The organism is Bradyrhizobium sp. B117 (genome assembly GCF_038969555.1).
Classification (GTDB): domain Bacteria; phylum Pseudomonadota; class Alphaproteobacteria; order Rhizobiales; family Xanthobacteraceae; genus Bradyrhizobium.
The window spans coordinates 8,103,966-8,123,964 of the sequence record NZ_CP152414.1 but is presented as its reverse complement, the minus strand read 5'-3'; the positions used below and the strand labels follow the sequence as shown (position 1 = coordinate 8,123,964).

16 protein-coding genes and 1 riboswitch are annotated in these 19,999 nt (G+C 58.6%); of the genes, 7 read left to right on the top strand and 9 right to left on the bottom strand.

Features of this window, described 5'->3' with window-relative positions:
* Positions 1–1,010: 1,010 nt before the first annotated feature.
* The 3 genes from AAFG16_RS39185 to AAFG16_RS39175 all read right to left on the bottom strand — a co-directional run bounded on the left by AAFG16_RS39185 (position 1,011) and on the right by AAFG16_RS39175 (position 6,059).
* Complete coding sequence (locus AAFG16_RS39185) at positions 1,011–2,177, bottom strand: acyl-CoA dehydrogenase family protein (RefSeq protein ID WP_271608527.1); 1,167 nt, start codon at positions 2,175–2,177, stop codon at positions 1,011–1,013.
* 2,393 nt (positions 2,178–4,570) lie between these two features.
* Positions 4,571–5,308, bottom strand: a complete 738-nt coding sequence (locus AAFG16_RS39180) for a carbonic anhydrase (protein ID WP_271608526.1) — start codon at positions 5,306–5,308, stop codon at positions 4,571–4,573.
* A gap of 10 nt (positions 5,309–5,318) precedes the next feature.
* Positions 5,319–6,059 carry a thermonuclease family protein gene (locus tag AAFG16_RS39175; RefSeq protein WP_342734019.1) on the bottom strand — a complete coding sequence of 247 codons (741 nt, stop codon included), beginning with the start codon at positions 6,057–6,059 and terminating at the stop codon, positions 5,319–5,321.
* 605 nt (positions 6,060–6,664) lie between these two features.
* Between AAFG16_RS39175 and AAFG16_RS39170 the strand changes: the two genes are divergently transcribed.
* Both AAFG16_RS39170 and AAFG16_RS39165 read left to right on the top strand, forming a co-directional pair.
* Entirely contained in the window at positions 6,665–6,823 is a 159-nt protein-coding gene (locus AAFG16_RS39170) for a hypothetical protein (RefSeq protein WP_194389490.1), read from the top strand.
* Between the two features lie 267 nt (positions 6,824–7,090).
* The gene (locus AAFG16_RS39165) at positions 7,091–7,273 is read left to right on the top strand and encodes a hypothetical protein (protein ID WP_271608525.1); all 183 of its coding nucleotides are present in this window, start codon (positions 7,091–7,093) and stop codon (positions 7,271–7,273) included.
* A gap of 550 nt (positions 7,274–7,823) precedes the next feature.
* Here the strand turns inward: AAFG16_RS39165 and AAFG16_RS39160 are convergent.
* Positions 7,824–8,606 (bottom strand): nodulate formation efficiency C protein, encoded by a 783-nt coding sequence (locus AAFG16_RS39160; RefSeq protein ID WP_342734016.1) that lies wholly within the window; start codon positions 8,604–8,606, stop codon positions 7,824–7,826.
* Between the two features lie 938 nt (positions 8,607–9,544).
* A riboswitch (cobalamin riboswitch) is annotated at positions 9,545–9,747 on the top strand.
* A gap of 101 nt (positions 9,748–9,848) precedes the next feature.
* Here AAFG16_RS39160 and metE point away from each other — a divergent pair.
* The gene (gene metE / locus AAFG16_RS39155; protein ID WP_342734014.1) at positions 9,849–12,194 is read left to right on the top strand and encodes a 5-methyltetrahydropteroyltriglutamate--homocysteine S-methyltransferase; all 2,346 of its coding nucleotides are present in this window, start codon (positions 9,849–9,851) and stop codon (positions 12,192–12,194) included.
* 1,178 nt (positions 12,195–13,372) lie between these two features.
* On the opposite strand, the gene AAFG16_RS39150 is transcribed toward metE, so the two are convergent.
* The 3 genes from AAFG16_RS39150 to fixJ form a co-directional block, all read right to left on the bottom strand.
* Positions 13,373–13,972 carry a hemerythrin domain-containing protein gene (locus AAFG16_RS39150; RefSeq protein ID WP_271608522.1) on the bottom strand — a complete coding sequence of 200 codons (600 nt, stop codon included), beginning with the start codon at positions 13,970–13,972 and terminating at the stop codon, positions 13,373–13,375.
* A gap of 645 nt (positions 13,973–14,617) precedes the next feature.
* Entirely contained in the window at positions 14,618–14,740 is a 123-nt protein-coding gene (locus AAFG16_RS39145) for a hypothetical protein (protein WP_271608521.1), read from the bottom strand.
* A 157-nt stretch (positions 14,741–14,897) separates the two neighbouring features.
* Positions 14,898–15,503 (bottom strand): response regulator FixJ, encoded by a 606-nt coding sequence (gene fixJ, locus AAFG16_RS39140; RefSeq protein ID WP_271608520.1) that lies wholly within the window; start codon positions 15,501–15,503, stop codon positions 14,898–14,900.
* 517 nt (positions 15,504–16,020) lie between these two features.
* Here fixJ and AAFG16_RS39135 point away from each other — a divergent pair.
* On the top strand, positions 16,021–16,227 hold the full coding sequence (locus tag AAFG16_RS39135) for a hypothetical protein (protein ID WP_167381111.1): 207 nt from the start codon (positions 16,021–16,023) through the stop codon (positions 16,225–16,227).
* 22 nt (positions 16,228–16,249) lie between these two features.
* On the opposite strand, the gene AAFG16_RS39130 is transcribed toward AAFG16_RS39135, so the two are convergent.
* Positions 16,250–16,570 carry a hypothetical protein gene (locus AAFG16_RS39130; protein WP_271608518.1) on the bottom strand — a complete coding sequence of 107 codons (321 nt, stop codon included), beginning with the start codon at positions 16,568–16,570 and terminating at the stop codon, positions 16,250–16,252.
* Between the two features lie 701 nt (positions 16,571–17,271).
* On the opposite strand from AAFG16_RS39130, the gene AAFG16_RS39125 reads away from it, so the two are divergent.
* Positions 17,272–17,487 carry a hypothetical protein gene (locus AAFG16_RS39125; RefSeq protein WP_342734008.1) on the top strand — a complete coding sequence of 72 codons (216 nt, stop codon included), beginning with the start codon at positions 17,272–17,274 and terminating at the stop codon, positions 17,485–17,487.
* Between the two features lie 377 nt (positions 17,488–17,864).
* Positions 17,865–18,092, top strand: coding sequence for a hypothetical protein (locus tag AAFG16_RS39120; protein WP_271608517.1), 228 nt, complete (start codon positions 17,865–17,867; stop codon positions 18,090–18,092).
* Between the two features lie 1,168 nt (positions 18,093–19,260).
* Here AAFG16_RS39120 and AAFG16_RS39115 read toward each other — a convergent pair.
* The gene (locus AAFG16_RS39115; protein WP_271608516.1) at positions 19,261–19,383 is read right to left on the bottom strand and encodes a hypothetical protein; all 123 of its coding nucleotides are present in this window, start codon (positions 19,381–19,383) and stop codon (positions 19,261–19,263) included.
* A 64-nt stretch (positions 19,384–19,447) separates the two neighbouring features.
* Between AAFG16_RS39115 and AAFG16_RS39110 the strand changes: the two genes are divergently transcribed.
* A complete protein-coding gene (locus AAFG16_RS39110; RefSeq protein WP_271608515.1) occupies positions 19,448–19,759 on the top strand; it encodes a hypothetical protein in 312 nt (103 codons plus the stop codon).
* Positions 19,760–19,999: the final 240 nt, after the last annotated feature.

Sequence of the window (19,999 nt, the reverse complement as noted above, 5' to 3'; positions counted from 1 at the left end):
ATTCGCCGCAGCAAGATGGCGGCGACGTGAGGTGATATGCGATTCAAACGTCCTCGTTGTGTTGCCGGAACAGCCGCAATCGTTGCAAGCGCCGCCGCTCATTCGGCCGATTGTGGAGCCACAGTAAAAGGCGCCCGCAGCAATATAGAGCTCGACCGGCGGATACGTTGGGAGCTACTTTGGCGGGGGTTACGGCCGGACATCACTGACCCCTATAGTCCTTCAATCTATGGTGACGTCGACACCCCAGTGTTCGTGGTCGGAGGTCAGATCGAACGTTGCCGTTGCATTCCATTCGGTTCAGGTTTGGACTCTCAAGGAAGCCCAAGGAATTAAGCGCGAAGTTCAACTCGGCGCACAACTCACCGAGAAGAAGAACAATGCGTTTCTTAATTAGCTCAGCGGGGGCCTACCCAGATGGAGTATTGGATACCGCCAATGCGCACAAAGGAGACGCCAGCAATATCTAGCGGTCGACCGATCGGAACCTCGTCAACGAACTCGGTCTGCGCGACTAGGTGCTGCGACGCTGGATAAGCTCCAGGAGTCGTGTCCGGGGGCGTGGTGGCGCTCCACCACGTAGGCGAGGCCAATGTCGGCGGACCAGGATTCGGGCATCGGCCTCCTACGCCAGGATAGCGAACGGCTGCGCATGGAGTGCGACATCAAAAAATGGCGGACTCGGAAGCTTTGTGAGTTGAACCGCGAGCCGTCGCGCTGTTGCATGTGGATCGTGCTCGACACGCCAGTGATAGAGGCGGGTGTGTAGAGACCTATGAAGAGGCGCTCGTTATGTTTGCGACTGCGAAGGGAGGCTTGCTCCACGGATATGAAGTGGTGTTTTTGAGAAAAGCCTGCCTGCAAGGCTCTCTGTCTCTCTCTCTCTCTCTCTCTCTACTCTTCCTTTGAAGAAGGCCACCAGGCCGCTAGGTTCTGTAGCTGCAGACAGCATGATATCGCAGATGCGGCAATCAGTTGCTGGGAGGGGTGCGGAACGTGGATGAACCACTTCATGGAAATCCCGGCTGTGCTGCACTTCCGAGCAGGAGTCGGCCGGCGCTCTGGAGCGTTCCCTCGTTTAAAGCTGCGTGCTGGGCAACCACGAAGCTGTCGCACATCGCTCGCGCCAGATTGCTGGTTGTGTAGAGCGACGCGCTTCCAGCGAGAACGCTCGCAATGTTGCAGACCTCAGCGCTTTGCCGCGCGGCATTTGTGGCGGCGAGTCGCATCAGGGTCGCGGTGCTCTGGTTTACCGCACCCTCTAGCGCTTCCTTCCACAGCTCCTCGGTGGCTTCATAGAAGAAGGCACGGGCGGAACGCAGCATGGATTCGGCTCTGGCCATCTCCAGTTGGACATAGCCGCGCTCTGCCATCACGGGCGCTCCTGTGATTGAGGCGCGGCTTCCGGCCATCGCGACCACCTCGTCTAGCGCGGAGCGCGCAATACCGATGCCGACGATCGCATGCGCCTGGGCAGCAAAAGTCACGGACGGATAACGATAGATCGGCGCGTCGAGTGTCGGCGGACCGCCGCGGATCAAGGTCCATTCCTCCGGCACAATGACATCGTTGACAACGACGTCGTGGCTGCCGGTGCCTTGCAGACCGATGACGTCCCAATTGGGGCGGATTGTCACTTTCTCGGCCGGCATCACGGCTACACGCGCAAGGCCACCGGTCGGATCGTCTTCCAGAGTGATGCCGACGCCTATCAGATCCGCGCCCGGTGAGCCGCTGGCGAATGGCCACACGCCGTTCACGACAAACCCGTCGCTGCTTCGCCTGGCGGGCTGGAGCGGGAAAAGCGCGCCTGCCAACACCACGTCAGGTCCATTCGCGTATACCTTGTGAAGCGTGTCCTCCGGAAGAGCAGCGAGGTAGCGAGCCCCATCGCCGAAGCTGGCGACCCAACCGGCGGATCCGTCGGCTTCGGAAATGCGCTCGATCAGGTGACAAAAATCGGCCGGCGTTCGCTCCTCGCCGCCGAATCGCTTGGCGACCAAAGCTCGATAGACGCCAACGCGCTTGAAGCCGTCGATGATCTCGTCTGGAATCTTCTGCGCTCGGGCGAATTCGTTTCGACGCGCGCGGATATCAACCAGTAGCGGCGACAGATTATTCCAGGTCGCAGCCGTAGCGTCGGTTACTGGAGTGATCGTCTCTGGTGGAGCGTTCATAAAGCTGTCCTCGGTGTTTTGAGCCGATCGCTGCCGCACTTCATTGATTTTGATTGCACGCGCACGGCGAAGCCGGTCGGGTTGATACCCAGTCGGCAGGGATGGTCGAAACTGTCGTAGTTGATATTGACCGTGATGCGATTACTGACGGTTGCCAGTCCAAACTACCCCCCGAACGCATTGACTCAAAGAAGAGGTGTTGGCGGCCGGCAAGACTGACATAGATATGGCTGCCGTTGCTGTCGTTGAGGCTGAGCCGGCAAAGCAACTGATATGCGGCGTCGAGATCGATCCACCTCTGCTGCATTATGTCTCCGACGGCTGACGACAGCGCTGGTTCTGCCATGTGTCCTCCAACGGAGATTTGTCACACTTGCGCCCGGCCGGGTCGAACCACGTTGTGAATTCCTGACCTGGCAACCGCGAGGTCGACGATGTCCTGCGGCTCTTTTGCATGTCCCCAGCAATCGACGTGCCATCAATCATGGTCTGCCGGCCGTGTCTGAATCGAGCGAGATCACTTGGCTCGTGCCGCCGCGCCGGGAGGATGTTCGCGCCTTCGTGTCTGATTCCAGGCACAACGCGTCATCAACCGGACACGGCGGAAGGAGAACGACTGAAGTGGACCTCGACCGCGAACCAGTCGGGCTCGGCTTGCCTGCTGGAGTTTCAGGCCCGCTCCGATCTCCAGACATTACCAACAGCGCAATTTACCGTGCTCGCGACTGTGGGTGAGCTGTTGGTTGGATGTGGACATCACACGGCAGATATTCAACAAACGTGACGGCGGCGTCGGGGAGTTTCGGATGAGCGCCCATAGTGATCTACAGTCGGTTGCAGATGCGATTGGCAACGGGCGCGCCAAGGTCGGAATAGGCGCATCTGGATCGCGGTGGAGAGCCTCTACAGAATGGACGGCGACTTCGCGCCCCTTAAAGATCTGGTCGTAGTCGCGGAGTGCTAAGAGGCGTTCCTGTCGTGGACGCGGCTTATGCCACTGGCGTTTACGGCGAGCAGGGACGGGGGACTCAGCGCGTCCTATGAAGGGCGCGGAGATCTGGTGGTGGTCCACACCTGCGGCAAGGTACTGGGCGCGGCAGGCGCGCTTGTCACTGCTTCCGGCGTCTTGCGCAACTTCATGGTCGATCGGTGCCGTCCATTCATTTTCGCCAAGGCGCCATCACCCCTTCTGGCTGTCGCGGTGGAGAAGCACTCCAGATCCTGCAGGAGGAGCCTGAACGGCAGCAGCGCCTGATCGATCTGGTCGATTTTACACAAGTCAGCTCGTTGCGTGCGGGCGACCGAGCCGTTCGAACGGATTGTTCCTGACGTCGTGGGCGTCCACGGCCGCGAGATGCTCGACTCTGCATCACAGCCGAGAGTTTGATATCCGCGGCACGCGGCCCCAACAGTGATTGTGGGAACGGCGGGGTTGCGGATCTCGCTGACGCTTAACGTCGGGCAGGTTGATGTATCCTATGTGATCGATGCGTTTGGTCGAAGAGTTTAGGGGGAGGTGCGCTGACGGCGCGAGCCGCCCTCATCAGGCTGATGTCCGTATCGGCAAACGATCCTCAAAGCTGTACGTCGGCGCGCGAAGATGCGCCTTTCCGATGCGCGCCTCGGAAATACGAATGACAAGACCGGTCTGCGCAGGGCCCGGAACGCTCTTTCGATGACACGTCAAGGCGTGCGTGCATAGCTGACCGCCAGGCTTGACGAACTGAGGCGAGGACAAAAAGAGTGTTCACCGCTTGAGCCTATGGTCGCAATTGTCGTACGCGCGACAAGTTTCTCTTTATGCTGGTCCGAGGTACAGGCCAAGACAGATGCGACGAGGCTGCTTGTCCGACACGCGATCTCCCAAATGGCTGATGCAGGAGAGACTGTCCGATGCCGGCGCGAATAGCAGTTTTCTTTACATCGGTCGGCTGGGCAGTCGTCGTGGTCGCAATTCCGCTCTTTTTGATCTTCGGACCTGCTGAGCCTGGTGATCATAGCAGGACTATAATTAGCTTGCCGGGTCGCGGGTGAGAGCCTGCCGGAATTGTCACGTGTTCCGTTGGGCCGAGAGCCCAGACCCGCATGCCTCGCACCGCGATCTGGCGCTTGCACCGCCTCTGTTGGTCTAGCGCATTAACGTGCAGGCATGAATACTGTCGCCCGCGGTATGAGTGCTTCCTGGTGCTGGCCTCGCGTTGCCAATATGAGCACGTAGAATGCAAGGAGAATTACGAGGCCGCGCATACCAAGGATCTTCCCGAAGCTGTGACAATTGTGGAGCGGTTGTAGTCGGTGCATTTGAGGAAGCCGATGCACGAGTGAATTACTGGAATTCGACCGAAGCTCTGCAACAGGCGGCAAACGATAGCGGGCCGCCGAGGGTGCCAGCGTCAGCTCAGCAACTCGACCTTGCCGGTGTCGAGCCGATACAGGCCCCCGACGACCTTTAGTCTGTTCTGCTCAACTGCCGCGTTCAGAATCGGCCCCGTCGATTTTAGTTTGTTGACGTTATCGATTACATTTTGTCGGGTTGCTTCGGCGAACGTGTCACGGGTTTGCTGGCGAGATCCTTTTACCGCAGGCGCAAGCGCAGCAACGAGGGATGAAATGCGCCCCGGCGGCGGCTTATCGTCGTGGAGCGACTTGATCGTGGCGTCTATCGCACCGCAATGATCGTGGCCAAGTACCAGGATCAGCGGCGTGTTCAGCACGGCCACCGCATATTCCATACTGGCGAGCGTGTCATCGTTGACGAAGTTACCGGCGAGGCGGCAGACAAACAGATCACCAAGTCCGCTGCCGAAGACAAGTTCAGGCGCCACGCGAGAATCGGCGCAGCTCAGAACCGCGGCATATGGATTTTGCCCATCCACCAAAACCTCACGCTCGCGCTTGAAATCGTCGCGTCGTGATACGCCCTGGACATAGCGATCGTTCCCTTCCATTAGCCGCTTCAGGGCAGCCTCCGGCGAGATCAGGTTATTCGGCTTGGGCGGCGCTTTTGCTTCCTTTGCATCGACAATGTTGTTGCCAACCCGTAGGCAAACCGCCGAAAAAGCGAACAGCAACAGCGAGCGGCGCGACGGCGCGATCTTGGTCAGATAGGTCAGAGAACAGCCTGCCTTCATGCATCTCACCTCATCGCGCGGCTTTACGCCACCCGGTGGCTTCGGCTTCCGCTTCGCTGCAGAGCCAGCGTTCACCGGGCTTCGTCATGTCGATTTGTTCGTAACTGAGTTGCCCGGGCAGGTGATAAATGCGCTCGCCATCGCGGCCCATAGTGCCTTTTATCACACACTCGGAGGAGGGCGGGTCCGATAGCAGCGCGGATCCGAGCAGGAGCGCCTGAGCGTCGACGGGAACCGAGCTCGCGCCGATGATGATCGTCCCCTTATGGCGGCGACGCCAGTCCCAGGGGGCGATGAACGCCCCCGACCACAGCCCCGCGCAGGTTTTGCTTGCCACAACTTCATAGATGACGTACGGCCCCGACGAGAGTGCCCAACCGGAGCGTACCATCCAGGCGTTCACGTCCTCGCCTTCTATGAAGCAACTGCCGCGTGACCTGCCGTATTCATCACCTCCTGTGGTATGACAATCCCACGTTCGTCCGTTCGAATGCTTGATCAGCTCGTCGCGAGCAGCTAGGCCGCAAGCCCATTTCCGACCGTGGGCGTCGAGGCAAATCTGGTCAGTTTCCGGAGCTTCGATGCCTGAGAGCCGAAGCTTGGATCGCTCGATCTCGATCGTATTGCCGTCGAGGATGCGCGGAGGACCGCGGAGCTTCGCTGCGCAGACCGGAGATGTGATGACAGCGAACATTGCAACCATCATTACGCGGTGTTTCATCCCGACAAAAACCTCTCGCTCTTGATTCATGTTCGCGCGCGATCCGGCGCCGCCGCATTCGACTGCTTAAACGCTTGTCCATTATTCGGCCGCATCTTTCGACGCTTGATCTATGAAAGCGTGGCCTTCATTTCCACGCTACGACCTGACGCTGCGTGAGGTTCAAGCGATTTCTTCCGGTGTGCGTGTCGCGGTATCCGTAGCCTCGTCGGTCTCTGTGTCGGGGCGCGTACTGCACCCTCTCGACCTGAGGAGGAGATCTCCATCGCTCGGCGGCAAACTTGGTATGCGGGAGAAGGCCAAGCGTCGAACGCTGTTGTCTCACGCACTTGAAGATGAAGTCGCGTGTGAATCTTGACGTCGAGTGGAAGTCAGGCGGGGACGAGCAACCTGGCTATGCTTTGTGGCAACCCGCATCGGCAGACAGAAGGCTGCCGACGGTTTCAGGGAGGGGGATGGCATTTCGCTGTAAGTTCTTGTCAGGACAAGATTGATGTTCGAAAGAAATCTGATCTCGCTTCCCTTGAGATCTGGACAAAGGCGCCGCGGAGTTCAGCTCGAGGCTCGCTGCGTAAATGAATCGGTATCGTTTGCTCAAACCGCCAATCCCCAAGCCATCTTTTGGAGAGCCACGCGTGGATGCCAATCGCATTGTGGCCTTTCGCACCTCTGCTGTGCGCCACAATCTTCGTGGTGCCGCCGCCCCGTTCATAGAAGAACCCGATGTCATGGGCGGCGCGACTGGCGGCCGCTCTGTCGTAGTGCGCTTCACCCCGATCACAGGTGAAGATTGACCCAGCAAGCCCGACGCGAGGGCGTGCGTTTGCGCCAGAAGATGTGGAACGGCAACCTGCGTGGCTTCGTCGTATACGCACCGCACGAGGGGTATGCCGCCCGCGTGTTCGGACGATCGCGAGCACCATCCTGATGCCATTCGGTAGGAGGCGTCAATCCGCATCATGGTTGCCTCATCGCGGCACTCGGGCAGGCTGCTCTGGCGCGGTTTAGCCGACTCAAGCTACAAATCGTTCTCAACGACCTCACTACACAATAGGAATCAAATGGCTGCAGCTGCACGGGAATTGCCGGTCTCTTCTTACGCGCTTGAAGTGGATGGCCGACTCAGAGCTGAATTCGCAACTAAAGACGGCGCCAGGGCAGGCGGAGCAGAACTAAAGAAGCGTTTTCCCATGCTTCAAGTCCGGATCTATGACGCGCAGACGAATGCGCGCGAGGAAATTTAGCGCCGAATCAGTCGTTCCTCGATGCCTCGCGTACGGCTCCGGGACTCGTCGCCGGGGCCACTCGGAAAACGGCCGATGTTCAAGGGTATGCCGACACTGCCGCATTACCCTCTTAATGGGTTTGTCGCAGCACTCGATCGTGCCGGCTCGGCGTCGGCATGCTCACCAGTCAATCGCGCGATGCGCGGCCTGCACGCCGGATCAGACTTGGGCCCGAGGCATCTCCAGGCCCGGTCCCTTGAAGAGTGGCATGGAGAGCTGGTTCCCTCGCAGATCGGTGTTCTCTCACGGCGTCAGGTGCGCTGGGAGCAAAATCTCGCCAACTGGTACGCGCCGCTGAGCTCGACTGTCGCGGAGAGGCTCGAGTAGTCGTGCTGCCCGATTTTTGCCTGACGGGCTGAAGGCTGCGGGGAAAGGCTCGCGACTGTTGCGAAGGCGTAAGCACCGACACTTTAGGGCTAATATGTCTTGCAGTTACTCTGAGGCGGTCAGGAGCTGCGGCGCGATCTTGCTCTGCGCGACCATTAAACCGAGGGCTTTCGCTCCTTTCTTACTCTTCCCGTTCCTTGGGCTCCATCCGAGCGAACCAGGAGCCAGGAGGAAAGGCCGCGATACGCTTGGCAAAGGAGGATTGCGGCTCCCAATCTTGCCCTTCGCTCTTCTCGAAAGTGATGACCCCGTTATGGGTGTAAAAACGGGGCCCTGGGATATTACAGTTCACTAAAAGCAAAACGCGCCACAGATCACCTTTTTCGGTCGGCTTGTCCTTCTGCTTCGGCAAGTAGTCCACTCCAACAGGCTCAACGATAGTGCAGCGGCCCTGCCGCAGGAGATCGCCGAGCCGGCCCTGCGTGGTCGTCACGAAGTTGAAGTTGCTCGGATCATGCAGAAAGCGAAGATTTGCGTCCCTTTCGCCATCCTTGACTTCACTGGCGATCAACCCGAGCGCCAGGGCGTGCCAGCCCAATTCGATCGGCTTTGCATAGGTCGACGCAAGTTGAAACGTGCCGTCGAGCGCGATCCTCCAGGTGATAACGTACTGTTCGTCTAGTACATCATCCGCGTGCCTGGTCCACGAAACGAAAACATAGTCGTTTCCGTCAAGTTCGGCGACGCCCCACATTCGAGGGACGAACCGTGCAACTTTCGAGACGTTGGAGATAATTTGTTCTATTGTCTCACCGTCTTGCGCTCGCCACGTTGACTTGAATCTTTCGATATGGGGGCTCTCGATAGCGCGAGCACTGTTGCCAGTCACAGCCAGCCCGGCCAGGCAGATCAGGGATCGACCGAGACAAAACAATAACGCGCGTCTTCTAGACACTTTTCTCATGACTGTTGGCCTATCTGGTTTCATCCGCCCGTCATTCCAGAGCGGGCAACTTCAGCCTGTTATGCGCGAGCGCAAGAAGTTAGCGGCGACGCGACGGGGAGGCCGATGGTGTTCCGTGCGAGCAGGCGCTCCCGCTCTATGTCACGCGCCGCTAACTTCGTTGCCGGCGACAGCCTCAAGTTGCTGTGCTGGACATGCCCAGCAAGAGGAGACTGGGCATGCCGAAGACTTGCATTCCTCGTGCCAGGTTAATAGACGGCAATTCGCACCGCTTCTATGCCCCCTTTGTCGGCTTTCCGACTTGCGGGCGTCTCGATGTTTCCGTTCACCGCGGCTTATGCCACGCGCCGAATGTTCGGTGGGCGCAGCTGAACGCCTCGACCAAGTTCCTGATGAGAATTGGGAGCACGTTTGCCGCCACAGAACTGTTTGGCTCGCTATCGTTACCGGAGTGAGCTTTCGATCTCTGGCATGCCTCTGGGTACTCGCGGCCGAGAGGCCAGAGCGCGTTTGGCGCTTCTTTCGCGACATCCGGCACTCGCGCCGAGCATTTGGAGTCTGGCTGGCACTGCAAATCAACGTGCCGGTCAGGTATGTTGCTGACTTTGCCACGTGTCTTAGGCTTATGCAGCACGGATCCAGCTGGTCGAGAGCGCGGCTGGATGGCGGACACGCTCGAAGAACCTGCTGGGAAGCCTGGGACACGCATCAAATGCGTTCTGCTCCAGGCAGCAGTCCCGACCGCGGAAGCCGCTTTTATCCCCTCCACCGATCTGGCGTGCGGCCAGGGGGCAGCTGCGATGGTCATTACAATATCGCTGACTGAAGAGCGCATCTACATCGACTCAGCGATAAGGATGCGCGGTCATTCGCGTAGCGGATGTCGCAGCACCAGCTTGCGACATAATCTGAGAGGTTGACGGAAGACTTGTCTTGCCGATAATCCAAGTCGTCGAGGTTCTCCGGTCCCACTTGATCCGGAGCTAAGAGGGAAGCCGGTGACAATGCCGGCGCTGCCCCCGCAACTGTGAGCGGCAAGCCGCTGTCCAACGATGTCACTGAAGCCTGCGCGGCTTCGGGAAGGCCGGACAGAAGCGATGACCCGCGAGCCAGGAGACCTGCCCCGACAATTATTCGTCCACGGGCGGGGTGTCCCGGTGGTGCGTCAAGCAGCCGTCGCACCGCGCGACTTCCCCTGCCTGCGTCCGCCACGGCCTTTGCCCCCAACAAGGGGTTAACGCTATGTCTCTTCTCTCCCTTCCTGTTGCCACGCTTGGAACGCCACGCATCGGTCCAAGGCGCGAGCTCAAACTCGCTCTTGAAAGCTACTGGGCGGGAAAAACCAGCGAACAACAGTTGCTCGAGGACGCAGCTGGCCTGCGTGCCGCGAACTGGGCTCGTCAGAAATCTATCGGCGTCACGGTCATTCCATCGAACGATTTTTCGCTGTATGACCAAGTGCTCGACACAAGTGTCATGGTTGGCGCCATCCCGGAGATCTACGGCTCGAAAACCGAATCCGTTTCGCTCAAGACGTACTTCGCCATGGCCCGCGGATCACAATGCGACGATCAGGATGCGAGTTGCGGTCGCGGACCGCGCGGATTTGGCGCACCCGCGCAGGAGATGACCAAGTGGTTCGACACCAACTACCACTACATGGTTCCCCAGTTTCACCGGGGACAGACTTTCAGGCTATGCTCTCGCAAGCCGATCGAGGAGTATGAGGAAGCTAAGGCCCTTGGCTTTCAGACCCGTCCTGTCCTGATCGGGCCGGTCACATTCCTAAAGCTCGGCAAGAGTCTCGATCCTGCGTTCCAGCCACTCTCACTGCTGGATGAACTGATACCGATCTATATCGAGGTTCTGCAGGAATTTGCCAAACGTGGGGCAAATTGGGTTCAGTTCGACGAGCCCTGCCTGGTTCTTGATCTGGATGAGAGGGCGCGGCAATCTTTGCGACATGCCTATGATCGGCTCGCCAAGGAGGTGCCGGCCATCAAGATCTTAGTTGCCAGCTATTTCGGCGACCTCGGGGACAATCTGAACACCGCGTTGAGCCTGCCAGTTGCCGGACTACACCTCGACCTAGTTCGAGCGCCACAGTTGTTGGACCAGATCATCGCTGGCGGCCGAGGTGATCTCGTCATGTCGCTCGGTGTCGTCGACGGCCGGAATGTATGGCGGTCGAATTTGTCATCCCTGCGCCAGCGGCTCGAACCCGCGATTGCGAAGCTCGGCAAGGACCGTGTACAGATTGCCCCATCCTGCTCGCTGCTTCATGTGCCGGTCGATGTTGAACTTGAAACCGGGCTCGCTTCCGACGTCAAGAGCTGGCTTGCTTTCGCGGTCCAGAAGATGCGGGAGCTTGCGATCCTGGCGCGGGCACTCGCAGGCGACCAGAATGTTGCGCCAGCTCTTGCCGAGTCGGAATGTGCCGCGACTGTTCGCCGGACTTCGCCGAAAATTCGTGATGCCAATGTCGCTGTCCGGATGAAAGCGATCGATCAGACCATGCGTCGACGCGGGAGCCCATTTGCCCGTCGTGCCGAGATCCAAAGCAATCGTTTCGGACTACCGGCTTTTCCTACCACGACCATCGGATCGTTTCCGCAGACCACAGAGGTCCGAAATGCCCGTGCGGCGCATGCGCGAGGCGCGATAAGTGACGAGCAATACGACAGGTTCCTCAAGGAGGAGACTGCGCGCGCCGTACGTTGGCAGGAGGACATCGGTCTCGACGTCCTCGTGCACGGCGAGTTCGAGCGCAATGACATGGTGCAGTACTTCGGCGAGCACCTCGCCGGCTTCGCATTTACTAGGAGCGGATGGGTGCAGTCGTACGGCTCGCGCTGCGTCAGGCCGCCGATCCTGTTTGGCGATGTGGTGCGGCCGAAGCCTATCACCGTGGACTGGTGGCGCTACGCGCAATCACTAACGAGGAAGCCGATGAAGGCTATGTTGACCGGACCGGTGACGATTTTGAACTGGTCCTTTGTCCGCGATGATATTCCCAATAGCGAGGTCTGTCGCCAGATTGCGCTCGCGATCCGAGACGAAGTCCGCGATCTCGAGAATGCTGGTGCGACAATGATCCAGATCGACGAAGCCGCACTGCGCGAAGGAATGCCGTTGCGTCGATCGGAGTGGACGGCCTATCTCGACTGGGCCGTGGATTGCTTCAGCATCTGCTCATCGGGCGTCGCCGATGAAACGCAAATTCATACACATATGTGCTACTCGGAGTTCAACGACATCATCGCTGCGATCGCTGCAATGGACGCAGATGTCATCTCGATCGAGACGTCGCGCTCGAAAATGGAACTACTCGACGCGTTCAGGAACTACGAATATCCAAATCAGATCGGACCGGGCGTGTACGACATCCACTCCCCACGCGTTCCCGAGGCGGGCGAAATGAAGGAACTGATGGTGTTGGCTCGGACCCGGCTGCAGGATTCGCAGCTCTGGGTCAATCCGGACTGCGGCCTGAAGACGCGCAAATGGGAGGAAGTGCGTCCGGCGCTAGCGAACATGGTCGCTGCCGCCCGCCAACTACGCGCTGCATCCGATCCGCGAGGCCATTGATCCGGGCTTGGGTCTCTTCCCGACAAAGCGGATCCTCTTGCGGTCATTTGCGCTGTCGATGATCGATGGAGCCTTGGGAATAAAAAAGGCCCGGCCTCGCTGAGCGGGCCGGGCGAAAGTCCGGGAGGAGCGACGCTGACGCATCGCGCGGACTTCCATCGGCGGAGAGAGGACAACCGCCGGTTCGATCACGGCAAGGACATTCGCCGAAAATCTGAGCTCAGTTGAAGCACAAGCTCAGCGTAGCTCAATTATGCCGTGGTATGCGACCGTTAGCCTGAGGTTTATAAAGTTACACCAAAGTTTGTCGATCAAGAGCACGTCGGCAACGATTACGACGGCGACGAGGACGGTGATGCCGGGCGGTCACAGCAGGGCACGAGCCGCAAACTCGGTGCGCTTCCTGTCTGAAAACCTTATGCTCGATCAGCGCGAGGATACGAAAAACCCGGCTCCAAGGATCTTGCAAGTGTAGACAATGCCTGAGCGGTTGCTATTGATTTGATCCCTGCTTAAGGCAGTCCTTGGTCGACCGGTTCCAGCCGGTGGTCGGGTTTCGTCTTGGGTCTCTGTTTGAGAGTCTATGAGCGGACCACGCGGAGGATGTCACGAGCTTGAAGATGGCACTGGTGCCGACAGGGTGCTCCTCAGCCGTGAGCCTGGTCCTGCCCTCAGCACAGGGCCAGTTGAATGATGGCGATCTCCGATCCGGCACGGCTCGGCGCAGAGTTAGACCCGACGTCGTCCAGCGCCTTGCCGTTCGTGCTAAACGTACCCGGGCGAGCAGTGCCTGGCAATTGACGTGCTGTGGGTCAAACCGGCCGCGGTCGGATCATTCAGAGCCTGCCAGGCTGGGAAAGACTGGGAGTGCTTCGCCCCACCCGCGCGGCGGTAATCGTCCGTCGTTGTGCGGCGGCGGACATGAGAGGCATCCGTTTCGCGCGATATCACTGCGCAACTGCCAGACCTGCGACATCACATTGTGGAACGTGCCGGAACCAGAGCTCAGGAAGGTTCGGGCACCGGAAGCGATCATCGTGCGGAGAAAGCCATCTTGGTGGTGCGGCAGCCTACGTGCCCGCGAACACCCCCATTTTCATTCGACAGGATGAGCATGAGGTCTAATTCCTGCTGTAAGACGGCGCTGATCAATACGGCCCCTACGTCTCGGCGCCGTGTCAGGGGTTGCCGGCCTTGGCGGACGAAAATGCGACCGAGCTCCGTTCGGCCTCAGCTTCTTGCTCCAATTGCAGAATATGCGCTCTTAGCGCATCGGAAGTGGCTGCCGCTGTCTCGCTGAACAGGGGATCTCCATCATCGGTGAGGGCGGAAGCGATTTCGGTCCATTCCTGTGCCGAGAGAGCCTTCAGTGCGGCCGGAAAGAAATCTCGTTCTTCCCACATCATGTGGCGCCGCTCGCGTACTATGAATTCGCGTATGATATCGCCGACGTCTTGCCGAAAGAGTTCACGATCCGCGAGGATGGCGTCAATAGCTCGCGCGAAGTGGTGCAAACGGTCGGCCACTTCCTGGTGTTCAAGCGCGAGATCGCCGACGATTGCAGCTGCATCGGGATCGCGAGCCTTGAGCTTCGAAAAAATCAAGTCTTCCTGTGGATGATGGTACAGTTCGGGGTAAACCTCGAAATAGCTGATAATCGCGCGAATGACCTCATAATCGGGACCGATCCCTCCCTCAAAAATCTCCAATTCGCGTTGAAGAGCGGCCAAAAGCAGATCAATGTTGCGATGCTCTCGAAGCAAAAGGTCGATGATCATTCCGGTGCTCCTGGAGGCACAATGTAGGCCGGAAGCGTTTCTGCCACTTACAAGATCGCCCAGGCCGAATTCGGTGTCCTTCGCGACGCCGCAATTTTTTGCGCTGTTCGACGCAAAAACGTAGCGCGCTTTGAATTCGAGCCGGCGTAAATCAACTTAGCCGCCGAAGTGTTGAGGTTGCCCCCGCAAGACGCTGGTCGGATAACGGCTGGTTTCGGTAAGTTTGGCGGCCTGGGCGTGCATGGCGGACCCTATCTTGCGGACATCGATGGGACGCAGATTGGCTGCTCCTGACGAACTCGAAAATTTGGATGTTTTCCCTAGGTAGAAGTCCCTAAGTATTTACCCGTAAGTGCCACGAGCAGGGCGTTTTGAACGGGGGCGCCGCGGTCCCTTGTTTGCTCAAACATGGCCAAACCGGATTAGAAAGCTGCATGCTGGGTTCCTCGGCCGCGTCCATGGAAACAGTCGGAAGCGCACGGCCGCACCCGTGAAGAGCTCCAGCCAGCCGAAAAGTTGTCGTCCACAGCCACTTCGGCTTGCCGCAGGAAGTCTTGTTCGGGCGCCTTGGCTCTGACCCCCGTCAGCATCGGTCGGCCGCGGAGGTGACCAGGCAGATATTGACGGCATCCCGATCGATGTACGCTAACCGACGTGGTCGACGCGCTCGATGATCATGCGATACGCTGCCGTAGCCCCCTTCTCCGGGCCGATAGATCCGCTGTCCATCGGAGCGCAAATGTGGCCGACGTAATTGATCTGCTTCATGTGCCGTCGTGATGCGAGAAACCAGCAGCGTGTGTTGCATCGGTAGCCGTTATCGATGATATGACCCGCTCGGTGCGGTGCGCCTGAAAACCGTCCGTTCGTCTGGAGTGCGCAGCTTGAATGCATAAATAAGCCATTCGCGGCATTTGCGCTGGTGCTAGAGTCCCGCGGCAATGGCGATCCGCATCAACTCGGACACGCTGCGGACATTGGTTTTGGCCATGAGGTTTGCACGGTAAACCTCGACTGTCCTGGGACTGATGCCGAGATCATAGGCGATCACCTTGTTAATCTTGCCCGCTAATAGTCCCTGCAGGACGTCACGCTCGCGCGACGAGAGGCACGCGAGGCGGGCTTCCGCCTGGAGTTTTGCTGCGTCATCGGCTGGTTTTGTTGGTCGCGCTTCCAGAGCACTATTGATCGCACGCAATAGCACCTCCTCCACGAACGGCTTCTCGAGGAAGTCGGCCGCGCCCGCTTTCATCGCTTCAACTGCGAGCGATACGTCGCTATGACCAGTTATGAAGACGACGGGGCAGTTGACACGATTGGCCTTCACTTTACCGACTAGCTCGAGACCGCTCATGCCCGGCATGCGGATGTCCGACACAATACAATCAACTGGACCGCTCGCGACGTCATTAAGAAACGCGGTCGCCGTCTCATAGGTTGCTACGTAGAAACCGTTAACATCAAGAAGAAACGCGAGCGAATCCCGCATTGCGGCGTCATCGTCGATCACAAGAATGCGCCGCCCAATCATGCTGTCTGTTCGCTAAGCTCGACAAATGGCCCGGTGAACTGAAGGATCGCGCTGCCACCCGGATTTGCTTGCGCGACGATATGGCTGCCATGACTCGATGGTCGTCCGACAGATTGATAGCCCCACACCCATGCCATGCCTTTTAGTCGTGACAAAGGGCTGCAACAGTCGGTCGGCGATATCAGCGCTGATGCCGGGGGCCCTTATTAGCAACTGTAAACCTGTCGACAGCAACTTCAGCGGGCGGGCAGGAAGCCATGGCCTCGATTGCATTGCGTATCAAGTCTACCGCGACCTTCTGCATCTCGATCTTGTCGACGACAGCACGAGAGGCAGCGCGGCGGCTGCCGCGGCAGTGCCATAGCCTTACCAGATGTGGTCCGACATGCTTCCTGGTAGACCCTCTCATTCGATCGACTATACATTGTTTCCCACGAGGGCCACCGGAGCAGAACGCGCCTCAGCTCACACCAATCTATTGTGCAGGACGGCCGCCGCCATCTGGCCATATGCGCCAGTGCGTTGGCTGCACGGCTACGTGTTCTCCGGTCTTGGCCTTGATCCAGCCGCCGAAGGCCCGGCGGCAAGGAAAGACCACCCGGTGAATGGCATTCCCCTCGATCACGGCAATCTCCAGATCCTGATCAAAGGGCGGCGCCGTTTCGACCCGCTCCCAGGTCAGGTCGCCAGTAGATCTTGGACGGTGTTCATCGCTGCCGGCTGACAAATTCAGGCAACCTTCTGAACTACGCACGAGATGGCTTGGCCGCCGCGAGAGCTGGCTCAGCCCAATATTGCCCAGGCGGCGTGGTCCCGATTGCGCCAGCCGCGGCCGGGGTTTTATCGACCGCGGCGCCGTTGAACCTATCGTACCGGGACTTGATCGGCTCGCCACCCGAAATATTAGGATTGGCCCCGCGAAACAACTCCCGGGCCTTGGTGGAAACGATATGGATCAGCTCAGGTCCTTGGCGCTTGGTATTAACCGCTGTTCTGCAGAAGTAGAACTGGACTGCCGCTCCCGCGATCTCGCCGGCGGCGGGACGAATGTCCCCGTGGTCTGTCATGTCGAACATCCTTCGTTGGTGGGAAATCTCTTTGTCCCACGGCGTCAACGTGGGGCGTTGGGTTGTGATGACGTCAGCCGCGCCCTTGTGAGCGGGGCGGCATCCCCGAGAACCGGAAGACGCCGGAGCTCGCTTGACACCCATTCGGATGAGCCTAGCTGCGCTCGGCGCCGATCATCGCGCCCGTCCGCGGGTCGATGAAGTGGACGCCTTCGCACGCGGCGCAGGTTATTGTGTGTAGGCACGCGGCTCGGGCACGTCCGGCAGCAGTCCTTGAACTCGGTCGCCGGTATCTAGACATGAAAAGATGATGGGGCGCCAAGTCTTTCTTTCTGCCATGTGTGTGACCTTGGACGGGAAGCTCACTTCTATCAGTAGGCAGTCGCTGCAGTATTTGATACAGGTCAAAAGGAGCTGATGCGCATCCAGAATGGCCGAGCTCCAGCGGCTGCTGCGGGCCCACAGGCCCGCGTTGGCTGGCGACATGTCCCAAGTCGGGCGATCCGCGAGGGGACACGCCAGCGTGTAGCGGGGTTGATTTGAGGCGCACCACTCGCGAATGGGCCACGACGGCATTTGTCCTCAATGTTGCGATAGCCGGCAAGCGGATGTTCAATTGATCGCTCGCCTCGCAATATCGGTGGCCTTGCCGGGCAGATCCCAGCCAAAGGCTTTGGCGCTGAAGTCTGAGCCCTGGGCTCATGGAAACGTTGGCTGCGACAAGCGTGATCATCGGCTGTGCTGTCGCGGCCGCAGGGGCAGTTTGCCTCATCTTGGCCCACGATCACGTGCGCATAGGTCTCGCCATCGATTGTCTCGGCCGCCGGCGCGCCTCGGAAATGGCTCTGCTCGGCGATTGGCGCGACGACCTGGTGTTTGCGGCAATGTCTCGTGAGACCACCAAGTATCGCGTGTAAAGTTAGCGGCCTCTCAATATTGCCAGCGGTTGGGTATGGATCGATAGAGATCAATAGCCGGCATCTCGGGCATGACGGCGCGTCTCTTCAGACGTTCCTCGAGTCATCGGTCGTTCAATTTTGTCAGTCGAGGGCATGAGCAGACCAGAAGGCGTTATCCCTCTTCGCAAAACAGAGTGCGATCCGCCGAGCTGGAAAAGTAGTGGCCGCGTGGTCTGCGCGACAACAGGAGCGCGCGAGACGCGCTACCAAAGCTTCGAACTAATCTCGATGGATGACCGGACAAGCGGTTGGGGATGCCGCTTGAGGCAGATCAAATACACTTGTGGAGCGAATGGCAGAATGGTGGATAAGCAAACCCACAAGAAGAGGATGCCATGATTTCATTTGATGTTCGGTTCATCAAGATCGTTTGTGACGATACCGGGCACGAACATCGTGCCTGTCAGGCGACGTTCAAGGTTAATGCCACCTCGCTGTGCGCTGCTGCACAGCAGGCGGAGAGTGATTTCTGCAAGCAAAAGAGTGTTCGCGATTGGACCGTCTTCGCCGATGTGATAGAGCTCCGAACCCCGACTGCATTGCCGCCGGCATGGGCTGGTTAGCTTGACTTTGGCGGAGGGAGTCTGCGAATTGGATTGTGGGTCAATCTGTAATCTAAGCGTGGTCCCGGACAGGGTCGCGTCGACCACAGCGAAAGCGTCATACCGGCAGGGCCATCCGGATCAAAGGATCCGCTCCCACAAATCGGTCTTGTTCGATTCGTGACAAGAACAAGTCTGCCTCTGGCAGCCATGGCTGTCTCAAAGGGTCTGCGTGGTTAGCCAATCCGCACACATCAATGCCCCTGAGTCGACACAGGACAAGCCTCATTGCCGCCTCGAAATCCACGACAGCCCTTGTGTCTGTACTCGCTGTTTCTGGCTGCGATGGGAATACGATTCGGCGTTTACCTTCTGCGTATTGCTCACTTTCGCCGCCAGCCTGCCAGCGCAGCCATCATCCTCAATCACCGCTATGAACGGGCGGTAAGTTGGGACGTGAACACGTTCGCGTCCGTCGGCACCATCGGACCCACGACAGTCCTCACGTACATTGTAACATCAGCATCCGAGTACGATTCGATCGCGATCAGGGATAAACTCAGAACGAAAGAGAATTGCCACGGCAGACAAATGCTCAATCAAATTCGTCCGAGCGGCAAAAGTCCCTCGCATCACAGATCAGGCCTCTCCAAAGGACAATTCAGTTCACCGGCTCGCTATCGATCCGACGGTAGCCTGCAAGGCTTATTGCCTTGAACGACGCCCGGACAAGGGGAATCTGTTAGCGACAATAAGGCGCGCGCGAAGGCTCCTGCATTCTCGGCAATGCGGAGCACGTGAAGGACAAGCGAGATTGCGCGTGCACTGTCAAGTGCAGGCGAAATCCGGAGACAACTCGCGTAGTTCTTTAAGCGCAACTGTTGCTTCGATGTCACCAAATGTATGAACCGGCGATCTACGCTGGTGTTAACCGAGGGACGACATGTTCGATATTTATGTGAACGGAAGACGCGATCTTTTGGTCGTTCCGCGAGGGTTTGCGATCCCTGCGGGGGTGGCCGGCAGTTGGAAGCGAAAGAAGCGGGCGGTGTGTTCAGTGAGCGATGTTATTCGCCAAGATGTGCAACAGCGCGGTTACCACCGACGTAGTCTGATCTCGAATCGGTCGAAGACGGCAGTCGAGACCTCGTCAGACGCGTAGCCAACGCGGCTACCGCTGACCCATTCTTCAAAACACTTCTGGCAGGATGTCGCCGATCCCGTCGAGAACCTTGCTTACCGCATCGACGGCAGGCGGGTATTCTGCTTCATTAGGCTTATGGCGCAAGGTTTCTTTTGAAAAGCCGCGCACGGCGCTGCGGCTTCCCTCCGGATAAGTATTATGGAGCTTTTCCCCGACTCGATGGCGTGCGCGCGTGAGTTTTCAGCTGTCCATACTGAAGATACTTGCCGGCCAGCCGCACGGACGGGCGAGCATCGAAGTCGTTAAACAGCATTTGGCCATTTATTACAGCAGCGGCCCAGAGTGGCCGGCGCGTATGAAGCGTATCGCGAGCCGAGCGCCCCAACTCGATATTTTTGGCCAAAGGCTGATCGAGCGAGAGGCCGGGTGCTGGATTATCACCGACGATGGAAGGAAGACTCTTGAAAGGCTCGAATTGGTAGATGTGGGTGCTATGCAGGGTCAGGTTAAGCGGGAGATCGCGCAAGAGCGCGAAGATGGGTAGCCGCCCCCGGTGTCTTCGCAGCAACGAACCAGCGCGCGCAGAAAGCGCTCCCCGGCAAGCGATTGAGCACGCGCAAGGGCTATCGGCGTGACGGCTTGCCGCTCAATCCCTTGCTGATGGCCACTGGCTTCATCCAACCTACGGAATGGAGGAGCGGATGTCTTCGTGCACTCCAACGCGTTGAGCCGAGCCCGAACCCACACGAAGACCCGACCGATCTAGGGTCTGTACCTAGTTAGC

What these genes read in the sequence shown, in the direction of transcription:
- metE (WP_342734014.1), top strand. Translation starts at nt 9,849, where the DNA reads ATGTCTCTTCTCTCCCTTCCTGTTGCCACGCTTGGAACGCCACGCATC.
- AAFG16_RS39160 (WP_342734016.1), bottom strand. Translation starts at nt 8,606, where the DNA reads ATGAGAAAAGTGTCTAGAAGACGCGCGTTATTGTTTTGTCTCGGTCGA.
- AAFG16_RS39150 (WP_271608522.1), bottom strand. Translation starts at nt 13,972, where the DNA reads ATGATCATCGACCTTTTGCTTCGAGAGCATCGCAACATTGATCTGCTT.
- AAFG16_RS39120 (WP_271608517.1), top strand. Translation starts at nt 17,865, where the DNA reads ATGATTTCATTTGATGTTCGGTTCATCAAGATCGTTTGTGACGATACC.
- AAFG16_RS39125 (WP_342734008.1), top strand. Translation starts at nt 17,272, where the DNA reads ATGGAAACGTTGGCTGCGACAAGCGTGATCATCGGCTGTGCTGTCGCG.
- fixJ (WP_271608520.1), bottom strand. Translation starts at nt 15,503, where the DNA reads ATGATTGGGCGGCGCATTCTTGTGATCGACGATGACGCCGCAATGCGG.
- AAFG16_RS39180 (WP_271608526.1), bottom strand. Translation starts at nt 5,308, where the DNA reads ATGAAGGCAGGCTGTTCTCTGACCTATCTGACCAAGATCGCGCCGTCG.
- AAFG16_RS39165 (WP_271608525.1), top strand. Translation starts at nt 7,091, where the DNA reads ATGGCTGCAGCTGCACGGGAATTGCCGGTCTCTTCTTACGCGCTTGAA.
- AAFG16_RS39185 (WP_271608527.1), bottom strand. Translation starts at nt 2,177, where the DNA reads ATGAACGCTCCACCAGAGACGATCACTCCAGTAACCGACGCTACGGCT.
- AAFG16_RS39130 (WP_271608518.1), bottom strand. Translation starts at nt 16,570, where the DNA reads ATGACAGACCACGGGGACATTCGTCCCGCCGCCGGCGAGATCGCGGGA.
- AAFG16_RS39145 (WP_271608521.1), bottom strand. Translation starts at nt 14,740, where the DNA reads ATGAAGCAGATCAATTACGTCGGCCACATTTGCGCTCCGATGGACAGC.
- AAFG16_RS39175 (WP_342734019.1), bottom strand. Translation starts at nt 6,059, where the DNA reads ATGAATCAAGAGCGAGAGGTTTTTGTCGGGATGAAACACCGCGTAATG.